Genomic DNA, 13,247 nt, shown 5'->3' with positions numbered 1-13,247 from the left:
GGTGACCAGTCTCCTGCAGCGTGTGAAGTCGAAGATGGCCATCTTCGCCCACCGGAAAGCCCGGGGCATGCTCGACGGCGAATACGGTTCCGTCTTCCGCGGCCGCAGCCTCGACTTTGATGACCTGCGCGCCTACATCCCCGGGGACGACGTCCGCGACATCGACTGGAAGGCTTCTGCCCGGTTCGGCTCGCCGCTCATCAAACGCTACGTCGCCGTGCGGCGCCAGACCGTCCTGCTGATTGCCGATACCGGCCGGGGCATGGCAGCCGAGTCCCGCGACGGCGAAACCAAGAAGGACATCGCGGTAATGGCACTCGGTGTGGTGGGTTACCTGGCGCACCGGCACGGCGACGTGGTGGGCCTGGTCTGCGGCGATGGCAACGGGACACACTCCGTCCCCGCCAAAGCCGGCGAGCCGCATCTGGAACGGCTCCTGCGCGAGGTTGACTCGTCCACCAGCCTGGACTCCGGCCACAGCAGGATCGAGGACCAGCTGGAATACGTGGCCCGCAACGTCAAGGGCCGGTTCCTGCTGTTTGTGGTCTCCGACGAACAATCCGCCAATCCCGACACCGAACAGCTGCTCCGCAGGCTCCGCGCCCAGCACGAGATCCTGTGGCTCACCATCAGGGACGCTGACCTTGCCGGGGAAGGCCAGTCCAGCCAGGACGCCTTCAGCGTGGCAGACTCCTCGGTGCTGCCAACACACCTGGCAGCTTCCCCGGCCATCGCGGCGGCCTATGCCAAGGCAACAGGGGAGCGCGACGCCGCCAGGCACGCCATGCTCCGCCGCACCGGCATCACACAAGGCCACGTGGCCGGAAGCGGTGCGGTCATGACGGAACTCTTCGCCCTCCTGGAAAGGCACCGGCGTGCAGGCTGACCCAGGCATTTACGCACCGCTCCAGTACAGCCAGGCGTGGCTGTGGACCGGACTCGCACTTCTGGCCGTTGTCCTGGGCTGGTACGCGTTCGTTTTGCTGGGCACGCGCAAACCGAAGGTGCCGGAGCAGGCGCCCCGGTTCACGCCGCCGTCGGACCTTGCCGGCCTCAAGGACGCCTACCTGCAAAGGATCGACGCCGTCACAGCCAACGCCGCCGCCGGGCGGCTGACCGCACGGGAATCGCATCAGGAACTGAGTCTGCTGGTCCGCCGGTTCGCCCGCGATGTCACCGGGATTGACGCGCCCCGGATGACCCTGGCGGAGCTGCACGGGCACCCGCTGCCGCCAGCGGCTGAGGCCGTCCGCAGGATCTACCCGGGCGAGTTCGGCCTGGAGCCGCTGCCGCCGGTCGCGCAATCGGCCGAGACTGCCCGCCAGGCGGTGCGGCAATGGAACTGATGTTCTGGTGGCTCATCCCGGCGGCACTGGTCATCGCTGCCCTGGCCGGTTGGCTCGCCTTCCGCCCGGACCGCCAAGCCAATGTACGACGACGGCCGGTGGCCAATGCTGACCGCCTCACCGCCCTGCCCGAATACCAGGCTGCCCTCCGCCGGCACCGCCGCTGGCTGGCGGTGGCCGCGCTCGCGGCCATAACCCTGGTGGTCTCTGCGGTGGCCGCGGCGGCGCGCCCGGTGGAGCTGACCACCATCGTGCCGGAGCAGCGGAACCGGGACATCATGCTGTGTCTGGACACGTCGGGATCGATGAGCAGCGCCGACGCGGCCGTGGTGCAGGTGTTTGCCGAACTGGCGAAGGAGTTCGACGGCGAACGGATTGGACTCACGGTCTTCGACAGCAGCGCCGTCCAGGTTTTCCCGCTCACCGACGACTACGCATATGTCCAGGAGCAGCTCACGCTGGCCAAAGACGCGTTCGACGGAAACCCCGGCAGCGCCGGATTCCTGGAAGGCACCTGGAACGGTCGCGGATCGTCGCTGATCGGTGATGGCCTGGCGTCCTGCGTCAACGGATTCCCGGACACGGGCGCCGCTGAGGCGGGGGAAGCAGGAGACGGTCAGCGGCGCTCGCGGTCCATTGTCCTGGCAACAGACAACTACCTGTCCGGCGATCCCATCTTCACGCTCGAGCAGTCGGCCGCCCTCGCCAAGGAGCGGGAAGTGCCCGTGTATGCCCTGAATCCCGGCGATTTCGACTATGGGCCCGGCCCCGGCCAGCCCGGAGCCGTGCTGCGGACAGCGGCAGAATCCAGCGGCGGAGCGTACTTCCGGCTGGACAGCCCGGAGGCGGTGGCGGCCATCGTCCGGTCCGTGCAGGAAACCGAAGCCACGGCCATGAAGGGCGCGCCCCAGGCAGTGGTCTCGGACCGGCCCGAGCTGCCCCTGATGCTGGCGCTCCTGTCCGGCCTGGTGCTGGCTGGGGCATCGTGGAGGCTCCGGCCATGACCCTGCAACCGATCCTGCCGTGGTGGGTTATGGCCCCGCTCATCGCCGCGACCGTGCTGTTTCTGGCCTGGCGCCTCGTCCAGGCGGCGCGGGTGCGCTCTGCCGGTACACGCCGCGACTGGCTGTTCAGGGGCGCCCTGGTGCTGCTGCTCCTGGCTGCGGCGCTCCGGCCGGGTGTCCCCGGCGGAAGTTCCCAAGCCGCAACGGCGGACGTCAACGTTTTCTTCGTGGTGGACACCAGCAGCAGCATCGCAGCCGAGGACTACGGCGATAACTCGCCGCGGCTGAAGGGGGTGCGGCAGGACATTATGGCCATCGCGGCTGAACTGGCCGGAGCCCGGTTTTCGCTCCTGACCTTCGACAGCAATGCCGTGGTCCGGATGCCCCTGACCACCGACACCACCGCCCTGGACACCAGCGTGTCCGTCTTGCAGCCCCAGGTCACCGCATTCTCCAAGGGCAGCAGTGTCACGGCTGCCGGAACCTTGCTGGCGGAGCGCTTGCGCGCCGCGCGGGACAGCCATCCCGAACGGCCACGTCTGGTCTACTACCTGGGCGACGGTGAACAGACCAGCGCCAAGGCACCGGAGCCACTTCGGCTCGACGGCGGCCTCGTGGACGGCGGCGCGGTGCTCGGCTATGGCACAGCGGACGGCGGCCGGATGAAGGAAAACACAGGGCAGGGTTCGGGGCAGGACGCCGACGCCGGCTATATCCAGGACCGGTCGTCCGGAACCGGCAAGGATGCTTTGTCGGTTCTCGACGAAGGCCGGCTGCAGGGGATTGCCGGTCAGTTGGGTGTTCCCTATGTCCACCGTTCGGCCGGAGACCCGGTGGCGCCGATGATGCAGGCCGCTGATCCCGGGGAATTGCAGCAGGCACCGGCGGCCGGCGACGTTGCCGGCCGGGTTGAGCTGTACTGGCTTCTCGCCGCCGGAGCGTTCCTCCTTGCCCTCCGCGAAACTTTCTTGGTGCTAAGACAGTGGCGGCAGCTGCGGCCCGGACAGGGAGCTCGAACGTGATGCGGCCAGCGCCCACACCGGTACACCGGGAACCGGTATCTCAGGAACCGGTATCTCAGGAACCGGTATCTCAGGAACCGGCAGTGCCGGTGAAATCAGGGGACCGGCGGGAGCGCCGCCGTCGGCTGTTGTGGTGGTCTGCACTGCCCGCACTCCTGGTCCTCTGCCTGTCCGCCAAACTGCTCAGCGTGGGCATTCTCGCTGACACTGCTGCCCGGTCCTTCGTGGCCGCGGACTCCAGCGCCGTGGCGGATGCCGCGGCCGGACTGCGAATTGCCAACTTCGTCGAACCGCACAAGGCACCGTTCGCCGAAGGTGACGGGCTGTTCCTCGCCGGGGACTTCGCTGCGGCGCGCCAGCGATTCGAGGAGGCACTGCCCCTGGCGGGCACAGCCGACGAGTGCGTCGTCCGGGTCAACCTCGCGCTCACCATTGAGCGCCTCGGTGACGCCCAGGCCAAAGCGGAAGATCCGACGGCGGCGGCCCGGCTCTTTGCAGAAGGCGTTGCCGTGGCGGAGGCTGCTCCGGAAGGCTGCTTCGACGCAGGCGCGGATTCAGGAGCGGAAGCCGGCGCAGGGGAGAAGCTGGAACAGGCGGCGGAACGGCTGCAGCAAAAGGCCGATGCCGCCGCGGCGGACAAGGCCGGCCCGCAACCGTCGGAACAGCCCGGGCAGGACGAGGTTCCCGCGAATCCGGGCCAGCAGAGCCAGCTTGAGCAGCTCAAGGACAGTGCCAAGGAGGCCCAAAGTGAGCGCAATTCCGGGCGTGAGCGGGACGAGTACCTCCGGGACGATGACTTCGGGCCGGGCGTGGACAGGCCCTGGTAACTGGCTAATGCAGCCGGGCTCCGCAGTACGCCTCGATGATTCCTTTGACCAAAACGGCGAACAAAATTCTGCACCAGAACGAAACACGCCGTAAAACTGCGTCTTAATTCGGTAGCCGACTTGAAGGGTGCCCCGCCGGCTCCTAGAGTTCTATACAAGTTACCGAGGTAACGTGTCAGCGATCCTCCGATTGTGGAGGGTGTGGGTGCCCCCATGTGGGCCTGACATTTGCTCACGGACAACTTCATTACAGGCGTAACAGTCGCGGCTGCGTCCCTGTGGAGTTTTCCGTGTTCCCAAACTCAAATTCATTCCCGGCACCACCGTCACATCTGCTGACCGGTATCCGGCAATGGCCCAAAGCCAAGGACGCAAATGTCACCGCCAAGCCTTATCGAAACGCATCCGAACCTCTCCGAGACCGCACCCGTGGCGCTCTCGTACGAGCTCTTCCCGCCCCGCTCGCCGGCCGCGGCCGAGTCACTCTGGACCACCATCCGGGAACTGGAAACCACCGAGCCGGACTATGTCTCCGTCACGTATGGTGCCAGTGGCTCGAACCGGGACACCGCCGTCGAACTCATCAACAGGCTCCTGTTGGAAACCACGCTCCGGCCGCTGGCCCACCTCACCTGCGTTGGCAACACGCCGGAGGAGCTGGCGGAGATCATCGGCGACCTCCTGGACACCGGGGTCCGGGGCATCCTGGCCCTCCGGGGCGACCAGCCCAAGGGTGGTGCGCCGCTCGCCGCAGGGTCACTGCGGTATGCGCAGGACCTGATCGAACTTATCCGGCGGGTTGAACAGCGGCGGTCGGCCCTGCTGTGTGCAGGCAGGATCGCCGTGGGCGTCGCCGCGTACCCCACCCGGCACCCGGAATCACCCAGTGAAGCCCACGACGTCGAGGTGCTGCTCGCGAAGCAGCGTTCCGGCGCCGACTTTGCCATCACCCAGGTCTTCTTCCACACCGAGCAGTACGCGAACCTCATCAGCCGCGCACGCCGGGCCGGGGTCACCATCCCCATCATCCCGGGCGTTATGCCGCTCACCAGCCTGCGCCGGGTCACACGGCTCGGGGAACTGACAGGCGTTGAGCCGGCACCGGAACTCCTGGCCCGGCTCGCCGCCGCGGACACTGATTCCGAACGCCTCCGGATCGGCGTCCGGGCCACCGTGGACCTGGCCAACGCGGCCCTTCAGGCCGGAGCGCCGGGCATCCACATCTACACGTTCAACGAACACCAGAGCGCTCTGGAGGTGCTGGACAAACTGGCACTTCCGCGCCAGTCCCGTTCAGCTGGCCGCCGCAGCGCCGCTGTCCGTGCCAACGCGTCAGTCCAGCGCCAGCTCGCCAGCTGACCTTCGAGCATCCGCCAGACCATTCACAGTTTCCACAAACACTCAAGGAATCTCCCATGCCTGAAAAGACCACTGCCCCGTTCCCTGCCGCGTCACTCCTCGGCTATCCGCGCATCGGCCGCCGCCGCGAGCTCAAGAAGGCCATCGAAGCCTACTGGGCCGGCAAGATCGACGCCGCTGCACTGGACGCTGCCGCCAAGGGCATCCAGCTGACCATCGCCAAGCGACTGCAGGAACTGGGCCTCACCGAAGCCGCGGCCGTTCCGGGCACCTTCTCCTACTACGACCAGGTCCTGGACGCCACCGCCCACCTCGGCGCTGTTCCGGCCCGCTTCGGCAAGCTCCTCAACGCCGAGGGCCAGCTCGACATCGACGGCTACTTCACCCTGGCCCGTGGTACCAAGGACCAGCAGCCGCTGGAAATGACCAAGTGGTTCGACACGAACTACCACTACCTCGTTCCGGAGATCGGCCCGGAGACCGGGTTCACCCTCGCTTCCAACCGCATTGTTGAGGAATTCGAGTTCGCCCTGGCCAACGGCATCGAGACCCGCCCGTACATCGTCGGCCCGGTCACCTACCTGCTGCTCTCGAAGGCTTCGGATGAGGCCCCCGCCGGCTTCGCCCCGCTGTCCCGCCTCGAAGACGTCCTGCCGGTCTACGTGCAGCTGCTCGAGAAGCTCTCCGCCGCAGGCGCCAGCTGGATCCAGCTGGACGAGCCTGCACTCGTGGTTGACCAGGACACCCCGGCCGCAGAAATCGAAGCAGCCGTTGCCCGCGCCTACGAGGTCCTCTCCGGGGCAGCCACGCGCCCCCAGATCCTCGTCTCCACCCCGTACGGTGCCCTCGACGGCCAGCTGGGCACACTTGCCGCCACCAACATCGACGCCCTGCACATCGACGCCTTCAAGGGTGCCGTGCCGTCCGCAGCGGCACTGGCTGGCCTTGGCAACAAGACCCTGGTTGCCGGTGTCGTTGACGGCCACAACATCTGGCGCAACGACCTCGCCGTCGCGGCCGCCAAGCTGGACGAACTGAAGGCTGCCGCCGGCCGGGTCGCCGTCAGCACCTCAACCTCCACCCAGCACGTCCCGCACGACGTCACCGAAGAAGGCCAGCTCTCCGAAGAGCTGCGCAGCTGGCTCGCGTTCGCCGACCAGAAGGCCGTAGAGGTCAAGACCCTCGCGTCCTACCTGGCCGACCCCGCTTCCGCCAAGGCAGCCATCGACGAAGCATCAGCCATCATCGCAGCCCGGGCCGCTGCCGAGGGCGTCCGCCGCGACGACGTCCGTGCCCGCACCGAGGCCCTGACCGCAGCGGACTTCAGCCGTTCTGCCTACGCAGTCCGCGAAGCGGCCCAGGAAGAGGCCCTGCACCTGCCGCCCCTGCCCACCACCACCATTGGCTCCTTCCCGCAGACGTCTGAGATCCGCTCCGCGCGTGCCCGAAACAACAAAGGCGACCTCACCAACGAGCAGTACGAGCAGCTTATGAAGGACGAAATCAAGCGCGTTGTTGAGCTGCAGGAAGAGCTCGGCTACGACGTCCTGGTGCACGGCGAGCCCGAGCGCAACGACATGGTCCAGTACTTCGCCGAGAACCTCGAAGGCTTCGATGTCACGGTCCACGGCTGGGTCCAGTCCTACGGCTCACGCTGCACCCGTCCGTCCATCCTCTGGGGCGACGTCACCCGCAGCGCGCCCATCACGGTGGCCTGGGCCGAGTACGCACAGTCGCTGACCAGCAAGCCCATGAAGGGCATGCTCACGGGTCCGGTCACCATCCTGGCCTGGTCCTTCGTCCGCGATGACCAGCCCCTGGGCGAGACCGCCAACCAGGTTGGCTTGGCCCTGCGCGACGAAATCGCGGACCTCGAGGCCGCCGGCATCAAGGTCATCCAGGTGGACGAGCCCGCACTGCGCGAACTCCTGCCGCTGCGCAAGGCCGACCACGCTGCCTACCTGCAGTGGTCAGTGGATTCCTTCCGCCTCTCCACCGCCGGTGCAGCCGACGCCACGCAGATCCACACCCACCTCTGCTACTCGGAGTTTGGTGTAATCATCGACGCGATCGACGGCCTCGATGCCGACGTCACTTCCATCGAAGCTGCACGGTCCCGCATGGAGGTTGTCCACGACCTTGAGTCCCACGGCTTCGGCCGCGGCGTGGGTCCGGGCGTGTACGACATCCACTCGCCGCGTGTTCCGGGCGAGGCCGAGGTCACCGAGCTCCTTGCCACGGCCGTCAAGCACGTCCCGTCCCGCCAGCTCTGGGTCAACCCGGACTGCGGCCTGAAGACCCGCGGCTACGCCGAGACCGAAGAGTCCCTGCGCAACCTGGTCAAGGCCACCAAGACGGTCCGCGCCGAACTGCTGCAGGCAGCACAGCAGTAGCAGCCAGGTAACCCACCGTACTAACGCCGTCGGCGGCCGGTCACCTCAGGTGACCGGCCGCCGACGTGGGTTAAGGGTGTTCAGGACTCCCAGACGATTTCGTCGTCTACCACGCCGTCTTCGTCGGCCGCGACCACCAGCACCTCGTCCGTAAAGTGTGAGCCGAGGGTGAAGTCCATAACAAAGTAGCGCTCCGGCTGGCCGGGGAAGATGCCCACGTGGCCAAGTTTGAGGGCTTTCAGGAAGACGTCGTTGGTGAGCTGGCTGCGTTCCTCCACGCCGAAGACTTTCTGCAGGTGCTCGTCCTTGAGGGCGCTGCAGTGGAAGTGAAGGTATTCCTGGGGGCTGGTGCCTTCCTGCTCCAGCTCCTCGGCGATCATCTGCCGCACCTCGTCCACGAGTTCGGGGAGGAACCGCAACCGGTAGTCCACCTTGTGCATGGCCGCTTCGTCAAAGTGGTCGTGTGCGTCGATGTTCAGGTCGAGTTCGAGTAACTGGCCACCCAGCTCATGTTTGGCGGCGATGTTGTGATCCCTGCCGTGGTTGAGCTCGATTTCTCCAAAGTGCTGGCTCGCTACCCTGTTCATACCTTCAACATAGACCCCAAGTGCTGCGCTTTTCCAGCATTCCGGCTAATTGCCTGAGGACACCGCAGCGGCCACGGTTTCGGACAGCAGGTCTACAAACAGCTGCACCCGGGCAGTCTTCTTCTCATTGATGAGCAGGGCAAACACGTTCCGTGCAAGCCGGATCTCGGGAACGTCCAGCACCACAACGCCGGCTGGCCGGTTCCGCAATGCGAGCTCAGGCACCAGTGCAGCGCCCAGTCCGGCGGCAGCCATTTCGAGGCTTGCATGGAAATCGTCGCTGTGGGCCACCACGCGCGGATGCAGGTTGCAGCTGGCAAAGAGCCGTTCGATCACTACGGCGTCAGGGCTCCCGGGATGGTGCATGATCCAGGGCAGTTCCGACAGATGGTCCGCCGCCACCTTGGCGTCCGTGCGGAACCCCCAGCCCGCGGGCAGCACAACGCGGAAGTTGTCGTCGCCGATCCACTGCCGGTTGATAGTGTGCGGCCAGGCAAGTCCGGACTGGCCCACCTGGAATACGAGCGCCACGTCCAACTCTCCGCCGGTGCGCAGCCCCTGGATGGTCTGGGCCGGCTCGGCCACGGACACTTTGAGGTCGATGCCCAGGTCTTTCCACGCCGGATTCTTCAGGATGCGCGGGAGGACGTAGGTGGCCAGGCTGGGGAAGATTCCCAGCCGCAGCTCCTGGCTTGTGCTGCTGTGTGTCTTGGAGGCCGCCGCCATGAGGGCTTCGATGTCCGTCAGCACCTTTGCGGCGTGCCGGGTCATCACTACCGCTGCTTCCGTGGGGACCACGCTGCGGGCCGAACGCTGAAACAAGACCACGCCTGTCTCGCGTTCCAGGGCGGACATCTGCTGGGAGACAGCCGACGCTGTGTACCCCAGGCGTGCCGCTGCGGCCGCAAACGAGCCCAGCCGGGTAACTTCAAGGAGAGTCTTCAAATGAACGGGATTTACCAACGCAGTCCTTCGGTCAGGGCCGCCTGAGTACCGCGTTGTGCCGATTCCGGAGGGCCCGCTTCATTCTGGCACAAAGAATAACTTCAAACTCAGTCATCCACCGGCCCCACGGCGTCGAACTGCCACTAGAGAGTTTGTACCGAGCAAGCGAACAAGCAGTCCGAGTAGGGGAGCAGAACAGTGTCTTTGGCAGGGAACTCGACCTTCAAGCCGCAGGGACGGCGCATCGCCGTCGTGGGAAGCGGAGTGGCCGGCCTGACGGCCGCGTATGTCCTGAACCGGCACGACAACGTCACCCTTTTTGAGGCGGACAGCAGGCTGGGCGGCCACGCCCACACCCACAATGTCACACAGCCGGACGGGTCAACGCTCGGCATCGACACCGGCTTCATCGTCCACAACGAGCGGACCTATCCCACCTTGCTGCGGCTGTTCGCCGAGCTGGGTGTGGAGACGCAGGACTCCGAAATGAGTATGTCCGTCCGCTGCGATGGCTGCGGACTGGAGTACGCCGGGGCACGTGGGGGCGGCCGTGGCATCATCGCCCGACCGTCCAGCCTGCTGCGCGGACGCTACCTGCTGATGCTGGTGGAGGTCATGCGCTTCTACCGCAGGGCCCGCGCTCTGGTTGAGTCGACTCCAGCGTCCGATGCGGGCCCTGGTGCGGGCGGCGCGGAGCTGACCCTCGGTGACTTCCTGGCCAAGGAACGCTTCAGCAAGTACTTCATCTCCCATTTCATGACACCGGTGGTCAGCGCGGTGTGGTCGTGCGATCCCACCACGGCACTGTCCTATCCGGCGCGCTACCTCTTCACGTTTTTGGGCCACCACGGCATGCTGGGCGTCAAGGGTTCGCCGCAGTGGCGTACGGTCACCGGCGGTTCGGGGCAGTACGTGGAGAAGTTGGCCGCCACGCTCCCGGACATCAGGCTTAGCAGTCCGGTCACCGCTATCCGGCGTCACGCCCTCGGTGTGGAAGTTGACACCGATCGCGGCGTGGAGGATTTCGAGGCCGTGGTCATTGCCACGCACCCTGCCCAGGCCCTGAGCTTCCTCGCGGACGCCACGCCGGCCGAAAAGGAAGCCCTGGGGCAGATGCCGTACTCCGTCAACCACACTGTTTTCCACCGGGACCCGGCCGTCCTGCCCGCCGCGGACAATGCCAGGGCGTCCTGGAACTACCGTCTCCCGGACTGCGAAGCCCGCCCGGACAAGGTCCTGGTCAGCTACGACCTCACCCGGCTGCAGCGCCTGGAGCCGGCGGATGGCCAGCCGTACCTGGTGAGCCTGGGGGAGTCCGAGCTCATCGCGGAGGACCGGGTGCTGGAACATTTGGTGTACGAACACCCCCAGTACACTCCCGAATCTTTGCGGGCACAGCAGCGCATTGCGGCGCTGAGTGACGACCGCATCGCATACGCCGGCGCCTACCTGGGCTGGGGGTTCCATGAGGACGGCGCCCTGGCCGGGGTCCGTGCCGCCGCGAGCCTGGGACGAACTTGGGATACGCCCGCGAGCCAGGCATCCGAACCTGAGCTGCTTTCTGCCGCGGAGGGCGCATGAGCTCAACGGCAGCCATCTACCGCACGTCCATTTCCCATGTTCGCCAGACTCCGCTGAAGAACGCGTTCACGTACCGGAGCTACAGCTGGTTTGTGGACGTGGACCGGCTCCCCGTTCTGCCCTGGATCATGCGGCCGCTGGCCGTCTTCCGGGCAGCCGACCACCTGGGCGATCCCGGGGCCACCATCCGCAGCAACGTGGAACGGTTCCTGCGTACCCGGGGGATGGAGCCCGACGGCGGGGCCATCCGGATGCTGACCACCGCCCGGGTCTTCGGGCACGTCTTCAACCCGCTCACCCTCTTCTGGTGCTACCGGTTGTCCGGGGAGCTGCAGTGTGTCATCGCCGAGGTCCACAACACGTACGGCGAACGCCACTGCTACCTCCTGGAAACGGATCCTTCCGGCCGGGCCAGCGTGCCCAAGGCCTTCTACGTTTCACCGTTCAATGACGTTGACGGGCAGTACCGGATGAAGCTGCCCGCGCCGGAGCAGCGGCTGTCCGTCTCCATCGTCCTGGAGCGGGAAGGGCACCGGCCGTTCGCCGCAACCATGGACGGGGACCGGCGCCAGGCCACCGTCGGGAACATCCTGGCAGCCGCCGTTGCCGTCCCCGCCGCGCCGCTGCTGGTATCGGCGCTGATCCGCATCCAGGGCATTAAACTCTGGGCAAAACGCCTACCAGTCATCAAAAAACCACATCACCCCTCACAGGAGGCAGTCCAATGACCATGACCGATGAAAACGGAACAGCCGCGACTGCGGAGGTTTCCGCCGCGAAGCCAGCCGCACGGCACCAGGTGACAGGGCTGACTGCTGCCGGGGTACCGGCGTCGCCGGCCACCATTGATCCGGAAGTGTGGCCCGGTGTTGCCCACGCGCCGTCGGGCACTAAAGCGCTGGTGGCGGGCAAGGCCGCCGGGCTGCTGTTCAAGGCGGCCGTACGGCGGCTGCCCCTGCGCGTTGCCTACCCGGACGGTTCAGTACTGGGTACCGGTGGCCCGGATGCGCCGGTGATGACCATGCTCAGGCCGGCAGCGTTCGAAGTGCGGATTGGTGACAACGGCCTGATCGGGCTGGGCGAGTCCTTTATGGCGGGGGACTGGGAAGCATCAGACCTCGCTGCGGTGCTGGAGGTCTTCGCCGCTTCCGTGGACACGCTGATCCCCGCACCGCTGCAGTGGCTGCGGACCCTGTACCTGCCGCGGACGCCGCGGCAGGAACGCAATGAAGAGCACAACACCCGCAGCAACATCTCGCGGCACTATGATCTGTCCAACGAGCTCTTCTCCAACTTCCTGGACACCACCATGAGCTACTCCTCGGCGCTTTTCCCGCTGAGCGACGGTGCGCTGGACTCGGTCCCGTGGGACGCGTTGGCGGAGGCCCAGCAGGCCAAGATTGACAGGCTGCTGGACAAGGCCGGCGTCGGATCGGGCACGCGGCTGTTGGAGATCGGCACCGGCTGGGGTGAGCTTGCCCTCCGGGCAGCAGCCCGCGGCGCCACGGTTTACAGCGTGACGCTCTCCAGTGAGCAGCGCGCGCTGGCGCAGGAACGGATTGCGGCCGCCGGCTTTGCAGAGCAGGTGACCGTGGCGCTGCAGGACTACCGCGCCGTGGAAGGCGAGTTCGACGCGATTGTGTCAGTGGAAATGATCGAGGCGGTTGGCTATGAGTACTGGCCCATCTACTTCCAGACCATCGACCGTGTGCTGGCCCCGGGCGGGAAGGTGGCCATCCAGGCCATCACCATGCCGCACGGCCGTATGCTGGCGACGCGCAACGCCTACACCTGGGTGCACAAGTACATCTTTCCCGGCGGCTTCCTGCCGTCCGTGCGGGCCATCGAAAGCGTGACCCAGCAGCACACCACACTCCGGGTGCGGGAGCGGATGGGCATGGGAGATCACTACGCCGCGACGCTCCGCCTCTGGGAGGAGCAGTTCATGGCGCGCTCACAGGAGGTGGGTGAACTGGGGTTCGACGCCGTTTTCCAGCGGATGTGGCTGTTCTACCTCTGCTACTCACGGGCGGGTTTCCAGTCCGGCTACCTGGACGTGCAGCAGATTGTCCTGGACCGCCGGGAGGCTCAGCTGTAGCTGGTTAGGTTCATCACGTCGCAGGGGTCCTGGAGGTATCTTCAGGGCCCCTTTTGTGTGCCCGGCACTAGATGTAGTGGCCCGC

Annotated in this window: 12 protein-coding genes; 10 read left to right on the top strand and 2 right to left on the bottom strand. The window is 66.3% G+C overall.

The genetic code is table 11. The features are described 5' to 3' along the window. Position 1 precedes the first annotated feature (1 nt). The 7 genes from ACZY0Q_RS03690 to metE all read left to right on the top strand — a co-directional run bounded on the left by ACZY0Q_RS03690 (position 2) and on the right by metE (position 7,951). Complete coding sequence (locus ACZY0Q_RS03690; RefSeq protein WP_463914823.1) at positions 2-886, top strand: DUF58 domain-containing protein; 885 nt, start codon at positions 2-4, stop codon at positions 884-886. After that, a complete protein-coding gene (locus tag ACZY0Q_RS03685; protein WP_463914820.1) occupies positions 876-1,346 on the top strand; it encodes a hypothetical protein in 471 nt (156 codons plus the stop codon). Before ACZY0Q_RS03690 ends, ACZY0Q_RS03685 begins: the two co-directional genes overlap by 11 nt. Further along, entirely contained in the window at positions 1,337-2,350 is a 1,014-nt protein-coding gene (locus tag ACZY0Q_RS03680; RefSeq protein ID WP_463914818.1) for a vWA domain-containing protein, read from the top strand. Before ACZY0Q_RS03685 ends, ACZY0Q_RS03680 begins: the two co-directional genes overlap by 10 nt. Next, positions 2,347-3,372, top strand: coding sequence for a VWA domain-containing protein (locus ACZY0Q_RS03675; protein ID WP_463914816.1), 1,026 nt, complete (start codon positions 2,347-2,349; stop codon positions 3,370-3,372). The genes ACZY0Q_RS03680 and ACZY0Q_RS03675 overlap by 4 nt, the downstream gene beginning before the upstream one ends. An 83-nt stretch (positions 3,373-3,455) precedes the next feature. Beyond that, positions 3,456-4,199 (top strand): hypothetical protein, encoded by a 744-nt coding sequence (locus ACZY0Q_RS03670; RefSeq protein WP_463914814.1) that lies wholly within the window; start codon positions 3,456-3,458, stop codon positions 4,197-4,199. A 375-nt stretch (positions 4,200-4,574) separates the two neighbouring features. After that, positions 4,575-5,558 (top strand): methylenetetrahydrofolate reductase, encoded by a 984-nt coding sequence (locus ACZY0Q_RS03665; RefSeq protein WP_463914812.1) that lies wholly within the window; start codon positions 4,575-4,577, stop codon positions 5,556-5,558. A gap of 56 nt (positions 5,559-5,614) precedes the next feature. Further along, positions 5,615-7,951: a 5-methyltetrahydropteroyltriglutamate--homocysteine S-methyltransferase gene (metE, locus tag ACZY0Q_RS03660; RefSeq protein WP_463914810.1), complete on the top strand. Its 2,337-nt coding sequence runs from the start codon at positions 5,615-5,617 to the stop codon at positions 7,949-7,951. A gap of 80 nt (positions 7,952-8,031) precedes the next feature. On the opposite strand, the gene ACZY0Q_RS03655 is transcribed toward metE, so the two are convergent. Continuing rightward, positions 8,032-8,538, bottom strand: coding sequence for a DUF2004 domain-containing protein (locus ACZY0Q_RS03655; protein ID WP_463914808.1), 507 nt, complete (start codon positions 8,536-8,538; stop codon positions 8,032-8,034). A 45-nt stretch (positions 8,539-8,583) separates the two neighbouring features. Next, complete coding sequence (locus tag ACZY0Q_RS03650) at positions 8,584-9,501, bottom strand: LysR family transcriptional regulator (RefSeq protein WP_463914806.1); 918 nt, start codon at positions 9,499-9,501, stop codon at positions 8,584-8,586. A gap of 180 nt (positions 9,502-9,681) precedes the next feature. On the opposite strand from ACZY0Q_RS03650, the gene ACZY0Q_RS03645 reads away from it, so the two are divergent. Genes ACZY0Q_RS03645 through ACZY0Q_RS03635 form a run of 3 tightly spaced genes read left to right on the top strand, consistent with a single transcriptional unit; the run spans position 9,682 to position 13,162 of the window. Beyond that, the gene (locus ACZY0Q_RS03645; protein WP_463914803.1) at positions 9,682-11,064 is read left to right on the top strand and encodes an NAD(P)/FAD-dependent oxidoreductase; all 1,383 of its coding nucleotides are present in this window, start codon (positions 9,682-9,684) and stop codon (positions 11,062-11,064) included. Next, positions 11,061-11,792 carry a DUF1365 domain-containing protein gene (locus tag ACZY0Q_RS03640; protein ID WP_463914801.1) on the top strand — a complete coding sequence of 244 codons (732 nt, stop codon included), beginning with the start codon at positions 11,061-11,063 and terminating at the stop codon, positions 11,790-11,792. The genes ACZY0Q_RS03645 and ACZY0Q_RS03640 overlap by 4 nt, the downstream gene beginning before the upstream one ends. Continuing rightward, a complete protein-coding gene (locus ACZY0Q_RS03635) occupies positions 11,789-13,162 on the top strand; it encodes a class I SAM-dependent methyltransferase (RefSeq protein WP_463914799.1) in 1,374 nt (457 codons plus the stop codon). The genes ACZY0Q_RS03640 and ACZY0Q_RS03635 overlap by 4 nt, the downstream gene beginning before the upstream one ends. The last annotated feature ends 85 nt before the right edge of the window (positions 13,163-13,247 follow it).

It is taken from the genome of Pseudarthrobacter lactosi (genome assembly GCF_055412785.1).
This window is presented reverse-complemented; position numbering and strand designations above follow the sequence as displayed.

Coding starts and splice junctions, on each gene's coding strand:
- ACZY0Q_RS03680 (WP_463914818.1), top strand. CDS start 1,337: ATGGAACTGATGTTCTGGTGGCTCATCCCGGCGGCACTGGTCATCGCT.
- ACZY0Q_RS03675 (WP_463914816.1), top strand. CDS start 2,347: ATGACCCTGCAACCGATCCTGCCGTGGTGGGTTATGGCCCCGCTCATC.
- ACZY0Q_RS03665 (WP_463914812.1), top strand. CDS start 4,575: ATGTCACCGCCAAGCCTTATCGAAACGCATCCGAACCTCTCCGAGACC.
- metE (WP_463914810.1), top strand. CDS start 5,615: ATGCCTGAAAAGACCACTGCCCCGTTCCCTGCCGCGTCACTCCTCGGC.
- ACZY0Q_RS03655 (WP_463914808.1), bottom strand. CDS start 8,538: ATGAACAGGGTAGCGAGCCAGCACTTTGGAGAAATCGAGCTCAACCAC.
- ACZY0Q_RS03640 (WP_463914801.1), top strand. CDS start 11,061: ATGAGCTCAACGGCAGCCATCTACCGCACGTCCATTTCCCATGTTCGC.
- ACZY0Q_RS03635 (WP_463914799.1), top strand. CDS start 11,789: ATGACCATGACCGATGAAAACGGAACAGCCGCGACTGCGGAGGTTTCC.